14 protein-coding genes are annotated in these 18,710 nt (G+C 65.2%); 2 read left to right on the top strand and 12 right to left on the bottom strand.

Annotated elements, in window-relative coordinates; all coding sequences use genetic code 11:
• Positions 1-70: 70 nt before the first annotated feature.
• Positions 71-1,570: an MFS transporter gene (locus ASE59_RS03560; protein WP_056451980.1), complete on the top strand. Its 1,500-nt coding sequence runs from the start codon at positions 71-73 to the stop codon at positions 1,568-1,570.
• Here ASE59_RS03560 and glgX read toward each other — a convergent pair.
• The 12 genes from glgX to ASE59_RS03500 all read right to left on the bottom strand — a co-directional run bounded on the left by glgX (position 1,557) and on the right by ASE59_RS03500 (position 17,317).
• Positions 1,557-3,326 (bottom strand): glycogen debranching protein GlgX, encoded by a 1,770-nt coding sequence (gene glgX, locus ASE59_RS03555; RefSeq protein WP_056451978.1) that lies wholly within the window; start codon positions 3,324-3,326, stop codon positions 1,557-1,559. The two genes, ASE59_RS03560 and glgX, sit on opposite strands and share 14 nt — an antisense overlap.
• Positions 3,323-4,738, bottom strand: a complete 1,416-nt coding sequence (glgA, locus tag ASE59_RS03550) for a glycogen synthase GlgA (RefSeq protein WP_235515626.1) — start codon at positions 4,736-4,738, stop codon at positions 3,323-3,325. The genes glgX and glgA overlap by 4 nt, the downstream gene beginning before the upstream one ends.
• A gap of 155 nt (positions 4,739-4,893) precedes the next feature.
• On the bottom strand, positions 4,894-6,153 hold the full coding sequence (gene glgC, locus ASE59_RS03545) for a glucose-1-phosphate adenylyltransferase (protein WP_056451975.1): 1,260 nt from the start codon (positions 6,151-6,153) through the stop codon (positions 4,894-4,896).
• Between the two features lie 15 nt (positions 6,154-6,168).
• The gene (glgB, locus tag ASE59_RS03540) at positions 6,169-8,319 is read right to left on the bottom strand and encodes a 1,4-alpha-glucan branching protein GlgB (RefSeq protein ID WP_056451973.1); all 2,151 of its coding nucleotides are present in this window, start codon (positions 8,317-8,319) and stop codon (positions 6,169-6,171) included.
• Positions 8,316-10,784 (bottom strand): glycogen/starch/alpha-glucan phosphorylase, encoded by a 2,469-nt coding sequence (locus ASE59_RS03535; protein ID WP_082458051.1) that lies wholly within the window; start codon positions 10,782-10,784, stop codon positions 8,316-8,318. Before ASE59_RS03535 ends, glgB begins: the two co-directional genes overlap by 4 nt.
• Before the next feature lie 297 nt (positions 10,785-11,081).
• On the bottom strand, positions 11,082-11,708 hold the full coding sequence (locus tag ASE59_RS03530) for a LutC/YkgG family protein (RefSeq protein WP_056451969.1): 627 nt from the start codon (positions 11,706-11,708) through the stop codon (positions 11,082-11,084).
• Positions 11,705-13,099 carry a lactate utilization protein B gene (locus ASE59_RS03525; RefSeq protein ID WP_056451968.1) on the bottom strand — a complete coding sequence of 465 codons (1,395 nt, stop codon included), beginning with the start codon at positions 13,097-13,099 and terminating at the stop codon, positions 11,705-11,707. The genes ASE59_RS03530 and ASE59_RS03525 overlap by 4 nt, the downstream gene beginning before the upstream one ends.
• A complete protein-coding gene (locus ASE59_RS03520; protein WP_056451966.1) occupies positions 13,096-13,851 on the bottom strand; it encodes a (Fe-S)-binding protein in 756 nt (251 codons plus the stop codon). Before ASE59_RS03520 ends, ASE59_RS03525 begins: the two co-directional genes overlap by 4 nt.
• Positions 13,848-14,771 carry an alpha/beta hydrolase gene (locus ASE59_RS03515; protein ID WP_056451963.1) on the bottom strand — a complete coding sequence of 308 codons (924 nt, stop codon included), beginning with the start codon at positions 14,769-14,771 and terminating at the stop codon, positions 13,848-13,850. The genes ASE59_RS03520 and ASE59_RS03515 overlap by 4 nt, the downstream gene beginning before the upstream one ends.
• Positions 14,772-14,908: 137 nt before the next feature.
• The gene (locus ASE59_RS03510) at positions 14,909-15,688 is read right to left on the bottom strand and encodes a rhamnogalacturonan acetylesterase (RefSeq protein WP_056451962.1); all 780 of its coding nucleotides are present in this window, start codon (positions 15,686-15,688) and stop codon (positions 14,909-14,911) included.
• Positions 15,685-16,449 carry an SDR family NAD(P)-dependent oxidoreductase gene (locus ASE59_RS03505; RefSeq protein ID WP_056451960.1) on the bottom strand — a complete coding sequence of 255 codons (765 nt, stop codon included), beginning with the start codon at positions 16,447-16,449 and terminating at the stop codon, positions 15,685-15,687. Before ASE59_RS03505 ends, ASE59_RS03510 begins: the two co-directional genes overlap by 4 nt.
• A gap of 13 nt (positions 16,450-16,462) precedes the next feature.
• On the bottom strand, positions 16,463-17,317 hold the full coding sequence (locus ASE59_RS03500; RefSeq protein WP_056451958.1) for an IclR family transcriptional regulator: 855 nt from the start codon (positions 17,315-17,317) through the stop codon (positions 16,463-16,465).
• A 200-nt stretch (positions 17,318-17,517) separates the two neighbouring features.
• Here ASE59_RS03500 and rhmD point away from each other — a divergent pair, with 200 nt between their 5' ends.
• A complete protein-coding gene (gene rhmD, locus ASE59_RS03495; protein ID WP_056452809.1) occupies positions 17,518-18,708 on the top strand; it encodes an L-rhamnonate dehydratase in 1,191 nt (396 codons plus the stop codon).
• Positions 18,709-18,710 lie beyond the last annotated feature (2 nt).

Genomic DNA, 18,710 nt, shown 5'->3' with positions numbered 1-18,710 from the left:
GTGGCATTTGGGGCACGCCCTTCCACCGTCCTGCGGACGGTCCCCCTCCCCATGAATGGGGAGGATTTAGATGCAGACCCGCCCGACGCTCGGCTTCGCCCAGCTTTGGAATATCTCGTTCGGCTTCTTCGGCATCCAGATCGGCTTCGCGCTGCAGAACGCCAATGCCAGCCGTATCTTTCAGTCGCTCGGCACCCCGATCGACCAATTGGGGCTGATGTGGATCGCGGCACCGCTGACCGGACTGCTGGTGCAACCACTGATCGGTCATTATTCCGACCGGACCTGGGGGCGGCTGGGGCGCAGGCGGCCGTATTTTCTGGTCGGGGCGATCCTGTGCACCGGCGCGCTGTTCTTCATGCCGAATTCACCGAGCATCCTCGCCGCCGCGATGACGTTGTGGATCCTCGATGCGTCGCTCAACGTGTCGATGGAGCCGTTCCGTGCCTTTGTCGGCGACATGCTTGCGCCTAGACAGCGCCCGGCGGGCTATGCGTTCCAGACGTGGTTCATCGGCGCAGGCGCGGTCGTCGCCAGCATCGCGCCCTACGTCCTCGAAAAGGTATTCGGGGTCAGCAACGCCGCGCCTGCGGGTCAGGTGCCGGATGCCGTTCGCTACGGATTCTATTTCGGTGGCGTGATGCTGCTCGCAGCGGTTTTGTGGACGGTGCTGAGCGTCCGCGAATACAGCCCGGCCGAACTGGCGGCGTTCGGCGAGGAGGCGGAGGAGCCTGCCGACCATGTGCCGCCCGTCGTGCCGCAGCGCGGGCCGTTGTGGATCATGGGCGGCATCGTCGTCGCGCTGCTGATCGCATGGACCGAGCGGACCGGCGCGCTGGAAAGCGGACGCGAAGCCTATTTCGTCGCCGCCGGCATTGCGCTCTACGGCCTCGCGCAGCTCGTGTCGGGCGCACTGGTCCGAAGCGGGCGCGGAGACAATGTGCTCGGCCACATCATCGCCGATCTGGCGACGATGCCCGATACGATGCGCCGCCTCGCGCTGGTTCAGTTCTTTACGTGGGGCGCGCTCATCATCATGTGGGTCTATACCACGCCGGTGATCGCGCAGCAGGTGTGGGGCACCATCGATCCGACGTCGGATGGCTATAATCAGGCGGGTAGCTGGGTCGGGGTGCTGTTCGCCATCTATTCGGGCGTCGCGGCGGTGGCGGCGTTCGCGCTGCCGGTGCTGGCGAAGGCGATCGGCGCGGCGCGGACGCATCTGCTCTGCCTCGCGATCGGGGCGGCGGCCTATATCGGCATTTTCGTAACCCATGACCGGATGGCGATGATCCTGCCGATGATCGGCATCGGTATCGCATGGGCATCGGTGCTGACCATGCCCTATGTGCTGCTCGCCAACGCGCTGCCGCAGCGCAAGCTGGGCGTGTATATGGGCATCTTCAATTTCTTCATCGTCCTGCCGCAGCTCATCGTCGCGACGGTGATGGGCGGGGTCATCAAGACATGGTTTCCGGCCAACCCGGCCTATACCATGCTGGTCGCCGCGACGGTGATGGCGCTGGCGGCGGTCGCGATGCTGCGGGTGCGCGAACCTAACCCAGCGTGACCGTCCGCCCGGCGCGATCGATCCGGATCGACGCGCCGCGCAAACGAAGTTCGAAGCCGGGACAGTCGCTTGCTTCCCAGCGTTCGGGCGTCATCGGTTCGCCGTCGAGCGTCAGCCATGTCGCCTGATCCGGTACGGCCCGATCGAACACCGCCGGCCGCTCGCGCCGCCAGCGGGCGAGGTCGGCGACATGGTCCTCCAGCGCGACGTCGCGCGCGCTCCAGTCGACCCAGGTGATCCTGTTATCCTGCGCATAGGCGTTGTTGTTACCCTGCTGACTGCGGCCGAATTCGTCGCCTGCGGTCAACTGGATATGGCCGCGCGTCACGAACAGGGTTGCCAGCAGAGCCTGCAGGTCGGCCGCGCGGGCTGCGGTGACTGCGGGGTTGTCGGTTGCCCCTTCGACACCGTGGTTCCACGACAGATTGTCGCCATGCCCGTCGCGGTTATCCTCGCCATTGGCGTGGTTGTGGCGATCGACATGCGACACGAGGTCGGCGAGGGTGAAGCCGTCATGTGCGGCAAGGAAATTGACGCTGCGGGTCGGCGATCCGAAAATGTCGGTCGATCCCATGATCCGTGTCGCCAGGGTGCCGACGACACCATCGCCGCGCCAGAACCGGCGGACATCGTCGCGATAGCGGTCGTTCCATTCGAGCCAATCGGCCGGAAACTGCCCAAGCTGATAGCCGCCCGGACCGATATCCCATGGCTCGGCAATCATCACCCGGTCCGCCAGCAGCGGGTCGGCGGCGATCGCGGCAAAGATCGGTGCCCTGGCGTCGAACCCGGGCGAGCGAGCAATGACCGGCGCCAGATCGAAGCGGAACCCGTCGACACCGAGTGCCGCGAAATGGCGCAGCGATGCGATGATCAGGTCGCGAACCCCTGCGTCCCCGGCGTCCAGCGTATTGCCGGTACCGGTATCGTTGATGAGGCTGCCGTCCGGCGCATGGGCATAGCTGCGATTGTCCAGCCCGCGCAGCGACAGGACCGGGCCGTGAACGTCGCTCTCGCCACTATGGTTGAACACGACGTCGAGGATCACTCCGATATCGGCCGCATGCAGTGCCGCGATCGTGTCGCGCAGTTCGGCGACCCCGCCCGGCGCAAGTCCGGGATCGATCGCCATCATCGCAACCGGGTTATAGCCCCAGGCATTGGTCAGCCCCAGCGGCGGCAGATGCCGTTCGTCGATCCATGCGACGATCGGCATCAGTTCGACCGCACCGATGCCGATCTTCCGGAGATGGGCGATGACCGAGGGGTGGGCGAGCGCGGCGATCGTCCCGCGCTGCGCCACTGGCACATCCGGGTGCAGCATGGTGAAACCACGGACATTCAACTCGTAGATCGGGCGCGCAGGATCGATGCGTGGACCATCGAATGTCACCGGTTCGACCGGTGTCGGCACGATCGCCCGCGGAACGATCGATGCAGTCTCCGCGCCGAACTGCGACAAAGCCGGGTCATAGGCAAAGCGCCGGTCCAACTCGACTGCGTAAGGATCGACCAGCAGTTTGGCCGGATCGAACCAGCGTCCGGCGCTTGGCGCCCATTCGCCCTCGGCGCGATAACCATAATGCTGTCCGGGACCGACCCCTGCGACGTTGCAGACGAACCAGTCGCCATCGCGTGTCATCGCGACACGCCGTTCGGTATCACCATCGAACAGGCACAGCCATATCGTTGCGGCATCTCGTGCACGCACGGCGAAGCGGGTGCCGCCGGCGATCGGACTGGCGCCGGGGGTCACTTGGTGGTCAGGCTGCGATAGAGTTCGGCATAGCGTGCGCCGCTCCGCTTCCAGGAGAAGTCCGCGCGCATCCCCTGTTTCTGCATGGTCGTCCACGAATCCGGGCGGGCATAAAGCGTCATCGTTCGCCGCAGCGCGTGCAGCAGTCCATCCGCGGTTACCGAAGCGAACTGAACGCCGGTTGCCACGCCCGCCGCCACCGCCGCTTCGTTGGCGTCGATGACCGTATCGGCCAACCCGCCGGTCCGCGCCACCACCGGCACACAGCCATAAGCGAGGCCATATAGCTGCGTCAGACCGCACGGTTCGAAGCGCGACGGGATCAGGATAGCATCCCCGCCACCCTGCAACAGATGCGACAGCGCCTCGTCATAGCCGATCCGCACGCCGACGCGTCCCGGGTGTCGGCTACGCGCCGCCATGAATGCGCCTTCCAATGCGGCATCGCCCGATCCGAGCAGGGCCAGCCGCCCGCCCATCGCTACCAGTGCGTCGAGGCAGTCGGCGAGCACGTCCATGCCCTTTTGCCACGTCAGGCGGCTGACCACGATGAAGATCGGCCCGTCGCCGCGATTGAGATCGAACGCGGCCTCGACGGCACGCTTGTTGGTCCGGCGGCGCGACAGGTTCCGCGTCGTATAGGGGGCGGGCAGGGCGGTATCCCCGCCGGGCGACCAGATTGCCGGATCGATACCGTTGACGATCCCGCTTACCCGGTCACGCCGTGCTTCTATCAATCCTTCCAACCCCATGCCGAACTCGCTGCTTCGGATTTCTTCGGCATAGCTTGGCGATACGGTGGTGATGGCATCGGCGGACGCCAATCCGGCCTTCAGCAGACCGACCCCGCCATAATATTCGACCCCGTCCAGCGAGAACGCCGTATCCGGCAGTTCCAGCCCCGCAAAGACGCTGGCGTCGTAGCGGCCCTGAAAGGCGATGTTGTGGATCGTCAGGACGCTCGGCACGGTGGCGCCGGCATAGCGCAGATAGGCCGGGGCCATCGCCCCCTGCCAGTCATGGGCATGCAGCAGGTCGAACCGGGGAGCGATATCCGCCACTGCCCGCCCCAGCGCGGCGAAACGCCGCCAATTGTCGCTCCAATCGCGTCCGGTCGCATCGGCATAGGGGCCGCCATCGCGCGCAAACAGGTCGGGCGCGTCGAGGACCAGCAGCGGATGCCCGTCGATCTTACCCTCGATCAGCCGGGCCGGCGATCCGAGCAGGTCGTCCCAGCGATGGACCGGCTTCGCTCTGCCCAGATGCTTCAGGACCGAAGGATAGCCCGGGAGCAGGGTCGTCGTCGCGACGCCATGCGGCGCGAGTGCCGTGGGAAGCGCACCGACGACATCGGCGAGACCGCCGGTCTTGACCAGCGGATATGCTTCCGACGCAACCGAAAGGACACGCACCTACATCCTCCCCGCTATGCGAGAAGGGGGACCAGCCACAGGCTGGTGGAGGGGCGTCGCCTCACCCCCACCGGCGCCATTCGTGGACACGCCCCTCCGCCGTCCTCCGGACGGTCTCGCTCTCCGCGTGACGGGGAGGATTTCAGAGCGGCACATTACAGTTCCAGCCGGTCGATCATCGGCTGCGTGATCAGACAGATGCCGCGTTCGGTCCGGCGGAAGCGGTGGCCGTCGATCACCGGATCCTCGCCGACGACCAGCCCGTCCGGAATGGTAACCCCGGCATCGACCACGCACCGCGTCAGCCGCGCGCCGCGCCCGATGCGGGTCATCGGCAGGATCACCGATTCATCGATGTTGCTATAGCTGTGCGCGCGGACGCCGGTGCTGAGCAGGCTGCGATGGATGCTCGATCCCGACACGATGCAATTGCCGGAGACTAGGCTGGATACCGCGCTGCCCCGCCGTCCATCGACATCGTGGACGAACTTGGCGGGTGGCGTGATCTCCGAATAGGTCCACAGCGGCCACGTCCCGTCGTACAGATCGAGTTCGGGGACCACATCGGTCAGGTCGATGTTCGCTTCCCAATAGGCGTCGACCGTCCCCACGTCGCGCCAATAAGCGCGTGGCTCCTCGGGGCTGCGCACGCAGGATGCCGAGAAGCGGTGCGCCTGCGCATGGCCGTGCTTGACCAGCCACGGGATCAGATCCTTGCCGAAATCTCGGCTCGAATCCTTCGTATCGGCATCGCGGCGCAGTTCCTCGAACAGTAATTTGGTGCGGAACACATAGATGCCGAGACTGGCAAGCGCCCGGTCGGGCTGTCCCGGGATGGCCGGCGGATCCTTGGGCTTTTCGACGAAATCGATGATCCGGTCCTGCGCATCGACATGCATCACGCCGAAGCCGACTGCCTCCATTCGCGGGACTTCCATGCACGCCACCGTCACGTCGGCACCGGTGTCGACATGCTGCTGGAGCATCAGCTCGTAATCCATCTTGTAGATATGGTCCCCGGCAAGGATGACCATATACTCCGGACTATAGCTCTGGATGATATCGATATTCTGGAACACCGCATCGGCGGTGCCCTCATACCATTGAAACTCGCTGATCCGCTGGCTGGCGGGCAGGATGTCGAAACTCTCGTTGCGTTCGGGGCGCAGGAAGTTCCAGCCGCGCTGCAAATGCCGGATCAGACTGTGCGCCTTGTACTGAGTCGCTACACCGATGCGGCGGATGCCCGAATTGATCGCGTTCGACAGCGCGAAATCGATGATCCGGCTCTTGCCCCCAAAATAGACGGCCGGCTTGGCGCGGGTGTCGGTCATCTCGAACAACCGGCTGCCGCGTCCGCCCGCCAGAACATAGGCCATCGCGTCGCGCGCCAATGGTTGTCCCCGCCGTTCCATGCATCTCTCCCCGTTTTAATCTTCGTATTGAAACCAAAGCGTTGCCAGAGGCGGCAAGGTGAGCACGACCGCCCCGTCGCTTGCTTCGACAACGCCCAGATTGCCGATTCCGCTGCCGCCGTAATCGGACGCATCACTGTTCAGCACCTCGCGCCAGCGCCCGCCCTGCGACACCGGCACGCGGTAACCTTCCCGCGGCACCGGGGTCATGTTGCTGACGACCAGCATCGGCGCTTCGCCCGGCGCGCGGCGTTCCCACGCGAACACGGAATTGGCGGCATCGTCGACTACCGCCCACTGGAAGCCGTCGCCTTCGCAATCGCGCGCGTGGAGGACAGGCGTGTCGCGGTACAGCCGGTTCAGGTCACGGATCAGCGACGCAACCCCGCGATGCGCCGGCGCGTCCATTAACTCCCAATCGAGGGCACGCTCCTCCGACCATTCGCGGCGCTGCGCGAACTCCTGTCCCATGAACAACAGCTTCTTGCCCGGATACCCCCACATCAATGCGTAATAGGCACGCAGATTGGCGAATTTCTGCCAGTCGTCTCCCGCCATCTTCGTCAGCAGCGATCCCTTGCCATGCACCACCTCGTCATGGCTCAAGGGCAGAACGAAATTCTCGCTGAAGGCGTAGGTCAGGCCGAAGGTGATTTCGTTGTGATGGTGCGAGCGATGCACCGGCTCGCGCGCCATATAGGCGAGCGTGTCGTGCATGAAACCCATGTTCCATTTGAACCCGAAGCCCAAGCCGCCTTCATGCGCCGGCTTCGACACGCCCGGCCACGACGTCGATTCTTCGGCGACGGTGAAGAAGCCCGGATGCTCGCGATAGACGGCGCGGTTGGTGGCGCGCAGGAACTCGACGGCCTCCCAATTCTCGCGCCCGCCGGCTTCGTTGGGGATCCACTCGCCGTCCTTGCGCGAATAGTCGCGGTACAGCATCGACGCGACCGCATCGACGCGCAGGCCGTCGACATGATAGCGCTCGGCCCAGAACAGCGCGTTGTTGACCAGGAATTGCGAGACTTCGCGGCGGCCGAAATTATAGATCGCCGTGTTCCAATCGGGGTGGAAGCCCAGCCGCGGATCGTCATGTTCGTAGAGCGCGGTGCCATCGAAGCGCGCCAAGCCATGGGCATCGGTAGGGAAATGTGCGGGCACCCAGTCGAGCAGGACTCCGACACCGGCCTTGTGCGCGCCATCGACGAAGCGGGCGAAACCGGCCGCATCGCCGAACCGGGCGGACGGCGCGTACAGCCCCGTCGTCTGATACCCCCATGACGGGTCATAGGGATGCTCGCTGATCGGCAGGAATTCGATATGGGTGAACCCCATGTCGACGACATAGGGGATCAGCCGGTCGGCCAACTGGTCCCAAGGCAGGAACCAGCCATCGTCACCGCGCTGCCAACTGCCGGCATGGACTTCGTAGATCGAGATCGGCACCCGGCGTGGGTCGATCGACGCCCAATGTTCGCGGTGGTCGGCGTCGCGCCAGTCATGGTCGAGCGGCGCGGCGGTGCGCGATGCGGTGGCCGGTCGCAACTCGCTGGCAAAGGCGAATGGATCGGCCTTGTGCGGCAGCCGTTCGCCGTTCGGGCCGATGATCGCGAATTTATACGCCTGCCCCGGACCGACATCGGGCAGGAAGATTTCCCAGACGCCAACGTCGCTGCGCCGCCGCATCGGGTGGCGTTTGGCGTCCCAATGGTTCCAGTCGCCGACGACGCTGACGACCTGCGCATTGGGTGCCCAGACGGCAAAGTGCATGCCATCGGCCCCCTCGTGCCGGATCGGATGCGCGCCGAGCTTGTCGTGCAGGCGCAAATGGGTGCCCTCGGCGAGCAGGAAATCATCGGTCGGACCGAGTACAGGTCCGAACGAATAGGGTTCCTTGACCCACCATTCCCCGGCACCACCGCGTGCATAATAAAGCATCGGCTGGGGTGGACCATCGATCACACCCTCGACAATGCCGTCGCCGACCGGCCGCAGCTCGCCCAGCAGCTTGCCCGACAGGTCATGGGCCAGCACCTTCTGCGCATTCGGCAGCCATGCGCGGACGAACGTCCCCTCTGGGCCGGCATGGGGGCCGAGCAGCGCAAAAGGATCGGCGTGACGCCCCGCGAGCAGCGCCGCGATGGCGTCGGCCGGCGGCTTCACATCACGTTCCAGATGTCGCGGGCATATTCGCCGATCGTGCGGTCGGACGAGAACCAGCCGACGCCGCCGACGTTGCGGATCGCGCTGGCGTTCCAGCCCGCCCTGTCGGCCCAGCGGGCGTCGACATCACGCTGCGCCTGCGCATAGCTGTCGAAGTCGGCGGCGCACAGGAACCAGTCGCTATTCTCGATCCCGTCGATCAGGCCCGCATAGCGGCCCGGATCGTCGTGGCTGAACACGCCGCCCTTGATCGCCGACAACGCCTGTTGCAGTTCGCGCGACGCCGCGATCGCCTCGCGCGGGTCGTAGCCGTTGGCGCGCTTTTCGGCGACTTCGTCGGCGGTTAGGCCAAAGATGATGATGTCGTCCGCCCCGACATGATCGCGGATTTCGACATTGGCGCCATCGAGCGTACCGATGGTCAGTGCACCGTTCAGCGCCAGCTTCATGTTGCCGGTACCCGATGCCTCCATGCCGGCGGTGCTGATCTGTTCGGACAGGTCGGCCGCGGGCATGATGAGTTCGGCCAGCGACACGTTATAGTTCGGCACGAACGCCACGCGCAACAGCCCGCGCACCGCCGGATCGGCATTGACCCGCCGCGCGACGTCGTTGGCCAGTTTGATGATCAGCTTGGCGTTGTGGTAGCTCGACGCCGCCTTGCCCGCGAACAGCTTCACCCGCGGCGTCCAGTCCTTGTCGGGGTTGCTGCGGATCTGGTCGTAGAGTGCGACCGTTTCGAGGATGTTGAGCAACTGGCGCTTATATTCGTGGATGCGCTTTACCTGCACGTCGAACATCGCATCGGGATCGAGCCGGACGCCCATCACCTCGCGCAGATGATGAGCCAGCCGCACCTTGTTGGCGCGCTTTACGCTCTCGAATTTTTCGCGGAACGCCGCATCGGCGGCAAAGGGATTCAGATCGGCCAGTTTCGTCGCGTCGTCGAGGAACGCGTCGCCAATCGCTTCTTGGATCAGCGACGTCAGCGCGGGATTGCTCTCGAACAACCAGCGGCGCGGGGTGATACCGTTGGTCTTGTTGTTGATCCGGTCGGGATACAGGCGGTGGAGGTCGGCGAACACCGTCTGCTTCATCAGGTCGGTGTGGAGCGCCGCGACGCCGTTGACGCTGTGGCTGCCGGTGAAGGCGAGGTTCGCCATCCGCACCCGTCGCTCGCCACCTTCGTCGATCAGGCTGATCGCGGAAATGGCGCGGTCGTCCTGTCCCTGTGTCCGCGCCTCGCGCAGCACCTTCGCATTGATCGCATAGACCAGCTGCATGTGTCGCGGCAGCAGCCGTTCGAACAGCGGCAGCGGCCAGCTTTCTAGCGCTTCGGGGAGCAGCGTGTGGTTGGTATAGCCGAACGTCGCCTTGGTAATGTCCCATGCGCCTTCGAAATCGAGCGAATGGTCGTCGATCAGGATGCGCATAAGTTCCGCGACCGACACCGCCGGGTGCGTGTCGTTCAACTGGATCGCCGCTTTGTCGGGCAGGGTGCGGATATCGCCGAAATACTGGACGTGGCGGCGGACGATGTCCTGGATCGAGGCCGAGGAGAAGAAATATTCCTGCCGCAGCCGCAGTTCCTGACCAGCCGGGGTCGAATCCGCCGGGTACAGGACACGGACCAGCGTATCGGCCCGCACCGATGCCGCCAGCGCGCCTTCGTGATCGCCGGCATTGAACCGGTCGAGCCGGATCGGATCGCGCGCCCGCGCCGTCCACAGCCGCAGCGTGTTCACTCGCGCACCGCGCCAGCCGATTACCGGCGTATCGACCGCGACGGCCTCGACGCTCTCGCCCGGCATCCAGTGGCAATCGCCATTCTCGTCGCCGATAACTTCGCCGCCGAAACCGATGCGATAATTGCTTTCGCGCCGTTCGAATTCCCACGGATTGCCGTGGCGCAGCCACGTTTCGGGCAATTCGACCTGCCAGCCATTGTCGATCCGCTGCCGGAACATGCCGTTCACATAGCGGATGCCATAGCCGTATGCCGGCAGGTCGAGGCTCGCGAGGCTTTCCATGAAGCACGCCGCCAGCCGGCCGAGACCGCCATTGCCCAGCGCGGCATCGGGCTCCTCACCCTCCAGAGCGGCGAGGTCGACACCCAGCGATGTCAACGCATCGCGCACCTCGTCGGTCCGCGACAGATTGGCGATCGCATCGCGCAGCAGGCGACCGATCAGAAATTCGAGGCTGAGATAATAGACTCGCTTGGCACCCGCCGCATGGGCTTCCTTGCTGGACGCCATCCAGCGTTCGATGATGTCGTTGCGCACCGTCAGGATCGTCGCCGCCAACCAGTCATGCGGCAGCGCGGCCTGCGCATCCTTGCCGATCCGGTGGATCAGGGTGTCGAGAATCGCCTCGGCGAGCGGCGGGGACGCAGGGGAAACGGCGGTGAGGGCAGGCTGAGTCACGCAGGTTCCTCTGAACAGGGTCGGGACGACAGTATCCATTGTCGAACGCTTGTCACGCGCAATACGTATGCGTGCGATGCGTCGTTCCCGTTACCATCGGGTTAGCGGTCATTAACGTTGCGCAACGTTTTTGAAGGGGGGTGCGGTTGGTTTCGTATTGACGTGAAGTAGTTCGGTGGGGCGTTCTCGACGGTCGCTTCTCGACTTCGCTCGAAGCTGCTCGAACCAAACGGAGTGGGTGGGGGAGGTGTCAGTGGTTGGGAATGGTTGCCTCCAACCACACCGTTCAGTTCGAGCGGCTTCGAGCCTGTCGAGAAGCGACCGTCGAGAACCGTGTCAACGGTGACGCACCTCACCCACCAGAACGACATGCAGGAACCGCGGCCCGTGCGCCCCGCGGACATATTGCCCTTCGATATCGGTCGTTCCCGACACCCCGGTCACCCAGTAATGCGCGCGGTGCTTCGTCAGATCGGCGGGAATATCTTCCAGCGTCGCGACCAGATCGTCCGTCGCCAGCGCCACGATATGATGCAGCGTCAGGAAGTTGGGGAGCATCGGCGCGTCCGGACCGGTTTCGAACATCAGCGACCCGCTTTCGGCTACTCCCGCCTTTGCTACCGCCAATGCGGCGACCTGATCGGGGACAACCGCCGCGTCGATCCGGAATCCGGACCAGTCGAGCGCCGCGACGCGCGCAGCGGGCGGCAGGTAGAGCGCGGCGGGCAGGGCGTGCGTCGCCAGATAGCGTCGCACCGCATCGGGCAGCGCCGTGGCATCGTCGATCCGGTCTAACGTCGCCGATACGCTCGGCCCGGCCAGCCTTGCGACGAAGCGTTCGACCAGCGAACCCGCCGGTTCGGGCGGACGCTCGCTTCCTGCCACCAATGCCGCCGCCTGCGCCGCCAGATCGACCGGCACCGACGCGCGTAGTTTGCCGAGGATAGCATCGCGCGCGCTCATCGCCGTCGGCCTTTCGCATATTGCGCCATGAAAGTGCCGCCTTCGGGGGCGGGCATGTCGCGATAGCTGGTCCATGCACCAGCGAAGGGCAGCCTCGATATCCAGCCCTGCCGCGCCAGCACGCGCATCGCCCGCACCACCGCACCGCTCGCCATCCGATAGAGCCGGGGGCGCAGCACCGCGCGCCGCCAGATGCCCAGACCCTGCCGCATCGACACCGGCTCCAGCCCCTCGCGCCAGCTCTTTTCCCGCCAGCCGCGCAGCAGCGTGGGCAAGGGAATCTTTACCGGGCACACCTCTTGGCACCGCCCGTTCATCGTACAGGCGTGCGCAAGGTCGCGATTGGCCGACAGCCCGTCGAGCGCCGGGGTCAGTACCGCGCCCATCGGCCCCGGATAGGTGCCGCCATAGGCGTGGCCGCCGACCTGCCGGAATACCACGCAATGGTTCATACATGCCCCACAGCGGATACAGCGCAGCATCTCCTTCAGCGCCGCATCGGCCGCCATTGCACTCCGACCATTGTCGACCAGGACGATGTGCATTTCCTCCGGCCCGTCGCGGTCGCCATCGCGCTTCGGCCCGGTATAGAAGGTCGTGTATTGGGTCAGCGCCGCCCCGGTCGCCGATCGCGCCAGCATCCGCAGCATATGGATGGCGTGGGGAAGCGAGGGCACGATCTTCTCGATCCCCGCCGTCACGATATGCACGCGCGGGGGCACGATCGACAGTTCGGCATTGCCTTCGTTGGTGACGGTGCAGATGCTTCCCGTATCGGCGATCAGGAAGTTCGCTCCGGAGATGCCGACATCGGCACCCAGCATTTCGCTGCGCAGATGCCGCCGCGCGCTCTCGGCCATCGCCGCGATCGTTTCCTCGACATGCGGGTCGCGATGCTTGGCGCGGAACAGTGCCGACACCTGCTCGCGGGTCTTGTGCATCGCCGGCCACACGATGTGCGACGGCCGCTCGCCCGCCAGCTGGATGATATGTTCGGCAAGGTCGGTCTCGACCCGTTCGATCCCCGCCTCGGCCAGCGCATGGGGCAGGCCGATTTCCTCACCCAGCATCGATTTGGAGCGGGCCACCGATTTCGCACCGGCTTTCCGGCACAGGTCGATGACGATCGTCGCGGCTTCGCCGGCGGTCTGCGCCCAATGGACCTGTGCACCAACCGCGATCGCGTTCGCCTCGAACATCTCCAGATAATGGCCGAGATGCGCGATCACATGGTCCTTGATCGCCGCAGCCCGCGTCCGGGCGTCCTCGAATGCCGGGAATGCCTCGACCGCCAGCGCGCGCTTGGCCTCGGCGGTGCCGGCGGTGCGCTCGACGGCGACCTTCAGCACCTTGTCGGCCAGTGCCAGCTCGACGCGTTGCCCGAAGCTCATGACGCTTCCCCGATCGCCGGACCATCGCCCATGCCGGCAAGGATTTCGACGGTGTGGAAGGCGCGGACGCCGCTGCCGCGACGATGCAGCTTGCCCGCCATGTTCATCAGGCAGCCGAGGTCGCCGGCCAGCAGCAGCGCCGCACCGCTATCCTCGATCGCCTGCGCCTTTTCCTCGACCACCGCGTTCGAGATGGCGGGATATTTGACGCAGAAGGTGCCGCCGAAGCCGCAACAGGTCTCCGCGCCCTTCAGCGGTATTTGTTCGAGACCGGCGACCGCCGACAGCAGCGCGCGCGGCTGGCGCTTGATGCCCAGTTCGCGCAGGCCCGAGCAACTGTCGTGATAGGCGGCGGTCATCGGCAGACTGACACCGTCCGGTCGCCAGCCCTGTGCGTCGAGGAACGACAGGATCTCATGCGTCTTCGCGGCAACCGCGTTCGCGCGCGCCAGCCATGCCGGATCGTCGGCGAAGAGTTCGGGATAATGGACCTTGATCGTGCCGCCGCACGATCCGCTGGGCACCACGATCGCGTCATAGGGTTCGAGGCAGGCGATGGTCGCCTTGGCAATCGCGACCGCGCCGTCATGGTCGCCCGAATTGAGCGCCGGCTGTCCGCAACAGGTCTGGCTCGGCGGGACGATCACGTCGAACCCGGCCTCCTCCAACACCTTCAGGCTGGCAAAGCCGATCGCCGGCCGCATCGCATCGACCAGACAGGTGACGAACAGCGCGACCGACGGCCGGCTCATAGCCCGTGCCGCCTGGCGAAGGCGAAGAACAGGGTCGTCCATGGGGCGGGTTGTCCGTCGAGCATTACGCCGAACCCGTGGCCACCGATTTCCGGGAAATAGGCCTCGACCGAACGCTTCGCCCGCCGCAGCGCCGCCAGCAGCGTAAGCCCGTGGTCGACGCTCACCACCTTGTCATCGATCGCGTGGGCGATGAAGGTTGGCGGGCTGGCCGCGTTGATCCGCGCATCCGTCCGGGCGCGCAGCATTTGGTCGGGGGTCGGGTCCTTGCCGAGCAACTGGTCCCGCGACCCCTTGTGCGTGCCGGGCGTACCCATCAGCGCGACCGGATAGAGCAGCCCTGCCGCACGAACGCCCAGCGGCTGGGCATCGGCAGCGTCGACCGCCTTGTAGGTCTCGTCGGTCCGATAGGCCAGCATTGCGGCGAGGTGCCCGCCGGCCGAGAAGCCCATCACCCCGATCCGGTCGATCGCGACGCCGTTACCCTTCGCCTCGGCCTTGATCAGGCGCAGCGCGCGCTGTGCATCCTGCAACGGCGTGTCCGGCCCCGCCGCCCATGGATCGCCGGGCAGGCGATATTTGAGCAGATAGGCGTGATAGCCGCGATCGGCGAAGAATTGCAGCAGCGCCCGCCCGCCATTGCCGATCGCGACGCGGAGATAGCCGCCGCCGGGGATCAGCAGGATCGCCGCGCCATTGGGCTTGGCGGGAGCGATATGCGCGATGGTCGGGTTGCGGACGTGCAGGAAGGCGGTATCGTCCTTCGGTCCGGTCGGTGAGCGGGGGATTTCCTGTTCGGGTTCGGTTACCTTCTCCCCACCCGGTGCCGCGCCCGGCCAGATCGGGCGGTAGGTCAGGGGGGAGGAGCCGGGTTGCGCGAAGGCGGGCAGGGCGGTGGCGATGCCAAGGGCAGCCCCCATACCCAGAAACGCGCGGCGGGCCAATCCCCCGCCACGAACGTCACCCCAGCGCAGGCTGGGGTCTCTTCCGCTCGCAGCGTCCGGTTCGCCACGGGGAGACTCCAGCCTGCGCCCGGGTGACGATGGGGGAGAGGACTTTACCGACATCCCAGCTTCCCCAGGGGCGTGGTTCGCGTCAGGTCCGGCCGATCCTTCGCGATCTTCGCCGCGACCGGAAGCCCGGTTCGCGCCAGATCGGCGGCGATCAGGTCCGCCACGCCGCGCGCGCCCAGTTCGCTGAAGTGGGTATCGTCGTCGATCCCGTCCTTGAACCCCGGCCAGCGCCCGGCGGGATAGTGGAGGAAGAGTGCCTTCGACCCCTCGACGCCCTTGCCGTCGACCCAGCCGCGCGACGATGCTTCGAGGTCGATCAACTGCGTACCGGTGGTCGCGGCGATATCGCGCACCACCGCTGACCAAGTCGCGAAATCCGCCTTGGTCCTGCCGTCCGGCCCGAACGAGCGGCGCGTGACCGGGGTGATCAGGATCGGCGTCGCGCCATGCCCTTTCGTCTCCCACACCATCCGCAGCAGGTTGTCGCGGTACAAGGTCGCGGCGGGGGCATAGCGTTCGGGCTTGTTCTGGCTGGCATCGTTATGACCGAACTGGATCAGGACGACATCGCCGGGCTTCACCTCGGCCATGATCTTGTCCCAGCGCCCCTCGGCGATGAAGCTCTTGGTCGAACGGCCGCCCATCGCCCGGTTCTCGACCTTTACGTCGCCGGTAAGGCCGCAGGGCAGCATCTGTCCCCATCCGGTCTGTGGGTAGCGATCTTCCCGATAGGTCTGCGCAGTCGAATCGCCGGCGATGAAGATCGTTTCGGCCGCCGCCGGGCACGCCGCCAACAGGGAGAGGGCGAGCGCGATCGTCCTCATTGCAGGTTCACGAACATGCCGCCATCGACCAGCAATGCCGCGCCGGTGACATAGGCTGCCATGTCGGAGGCGAGGAACACGATCGGCCCGACCATATCTTCGGGCTGACCCAGCCGGCCGAGCGGAACGCGCTGTTCCATATATTTGCGCTTCGATTCGTCGGCCAGGTCGTCCTTGTTGATCTCGGTCAGGATCGTGCCCGGCAGCACCGAATTGCAGCGGATGCCGTGCCGCCCCAATGCGATCGCGGTCGACTGCATCAACGAATGCACGCCGGCCTTGGTCGGGGTGTAGTGCGTCTGATATTCGCCGCCGACCAGCGCCGAGATCGACGACACCGCGACGATCGCACCGCCATCACCCTGTTCGACCATCGCCTTCGCCGCTGCCTGACACATATAATATGCGCCGTGCAGGTTGACCCGCAGTGTCCGCTCCAGCGTTTCCGCCGGCATTTCGAGGAAGCTGTGGAACGGGCAGATGCCCGCGTTCGACACCATTACGTCGACGCCGCCGAACTCGGCCACGGCCTTCGCGACGAAATCGGCCGCGGTCGCCGCTTCGGCTACGTCGCCCTTGATCGCAAGACCACGCTGCCCGGTCGCCTCGATCGCGGCGATGCAGGCGTCGGCATCGTCGTCGCGGCTGTGATAGTTGATGACGACGTTCGCGCCATGCTGCGCCGCGCCGATCGCCGCCGCGCGACCGATGCCAGTCGATGCGCCGGTCACCAATACCGTCTTGCCTTCCAACAGCTTCATCTGGTCCTCGTCCTTATCGCTTGCGCCGCTTTTGCAGCGCTTGTGTATCCGGGGACCAGCCGAGATCGCGGCTGATCCGTTCGGCGGTGCCGCGCACGTCGACGCTCAGCGTCTGCATGCGGTCATCGTCCATATATTGCGCGGCGCTCGACACACTGATGGCGCCGACGATCCGGCCCGACGCATCGCGCACCGGGGCGGCGACACAGCGGATCAGATCCTCGTTTTCCTCAAGGTCATAGGCATGGCCGCTGGCGACATAGCCGCGCATCCGATCCATCCACACGTCGAAGTCAGGACGGCGAGCGCCCGGCGGATGCTCCGCCTCGAAAATCTCGACCCAGCGCGCTTCCGAATCATCGAGCAGCAACGCCTTGCCCAGACCGGTCGACGACAGCGGCTGGCGATCGCCGATTCGACTGGAGATATCGACACGGCGACGGCCGGGGATCTTGTCGAGATAAAGGGCGAGATCGCTGTCGAGGCGGCCGAAATGGACCGTATCCTCGGTCTGGCTGGCGAGTTCCTCGATCCGTGGCCGCGCGATCTGCACGATATCGGCCTGTCCCTGCGCAAGGAAGCCGAGTTGCAACAGCTTCGGCCCCAACAGATAGCCCTCACGCGGCAGGAACGTCAAAAAGCCGCGGTCTATCAACGCGTTGGCCAGCCGGTGCGTCGTCGACCGCGTCAGCCCCATGCGCTGCGACAACTCGGCCAGCTTCACCGGGCCGTCGATCACCTGATCGAGCAGGTCGAGCCCACGCACCAGCGTCTGGCTGCCTTGCGCCTTGCCTGTGCCCTTCGCTCCGGGTTCGGCATCGCTCCCCGATGCGAGCGGCGATTCTTCGTTTGACGGTTTCTGTCTCATCTAGTAGCATCCTATCCCATAAAGTGAGAAAGTAAACCAGTCGGTGCGGATGTTCGCGGGATTTCCCGCAGCGGGGGTTTCCAACAATTCAGACCGCATGGCGTCGTGAACATACCACATGATGGTACGCGGGGGCGTGCGGATTTCGGATCAGTCGGCGGCGGACTTCGATGGCCGCGCGCGTAACGAAGGTGGTGGCAATGAAGGCGGCGCTTCCCAAGATCAAACATGTCCGCGCGTTCACCGTGCGCGGCGGCGGGGCGGACTATCACGATCAACAGGGCTATCACTGGATCGACGATCATATCGCGACGCCGATGAGCCGCTATCCCGAATATCGCCAGTCGCGCCAGAGCTTCGGCATCAACGTGCTCGGTACGCTGATCGTCGAGATCGAGGCGGAGGATGGCACGATCGGCTTCGCAGTCACGACCGGCGGCGAACCCGCCTGCTTCATCGTCGAGAAGCATCTCGCCCGCTTCCTCGAAGGGCGCTCGCCGACCGAATATGAGAAGATCTGGGACCAGATGTACTTCTCGACCCAATATTATGGGCGCAAGGGTCTGGTCGTGAACGCCATTTCGGGCGTCGATCTCGCGCTGTGGGATCTGCTCGGCAAGCTGCGCGACGAACCGGTCTATCAGATGCTGGGCGGTGCGGTCCGCAACGAACTGCAATTCTACGCGACCGGCGCCCGGCCCGATCTTGCCAAACAGATGGGCTTTATCGGCGGCAAGATGCCGCTGCATCATGGCCCGGCCGAGGGTGTCGAGGGGCTGAAGAAGAACATCGCCGAACTGGCCGAGATGCGCTCGCGCGTCGGGCCGGACTTCTGGCTGATGTGGGACTGCTGGATGGCGCTCGACGTCGATTATGCGACGCGGCTGGCGCACGCTGCGCACGAACATGGCCTGAAGTGGATCGAGGAGGCGATCAGCCCGGACGATTATTGGGGCTATGCCGAACTGAAGCGCAACGCGCCGAAGGGCATGTTGGTCACCACCGGCGAGCATGAGGCGACCCGCTGGGGCTTCCGCATGCTGCTGGACATGGATTGTTGCGACATCATCCAGCCCGATGTTGGCTGGTGCGGCGGGGTCACCGAACTGCTCAAGATTTCGGCGCTGGCCGATGCTCGCGGCAAGCTGGTCGTGCCGCACGGGTCGTCGGTCTACAGCTATCACTTCGTGGTCACCCGCCACAATTCGCCCTTCGCCGAATATCTGATGATGGCGCCGGAAGCCGATCATGTGCAGCCGATGTTCCATCCGCAGTTGATCGGCGAACCGATTCCGGAAAATGGACGGATGCGGACCAGCAAGCTCGACGCACCCGGCTTCGGCGTCGAACTGAACCGCGACCTGACCATGCACCGTCCCTTCGAACACTGAGA

The organism is Sphingomonas sp. Leaf10, assembly GCF_001421245.1.
In the GTDB taxonomy this organism is placed as follows: Bacteria; Pseudomonadota; Alphaproteobacteria; order Sphingomonadales; family Sphingomonadaceae; genus Sphingomonas.
This window is presented reverse-complemented; position numbering and strand designations above follow the sequence as displayed.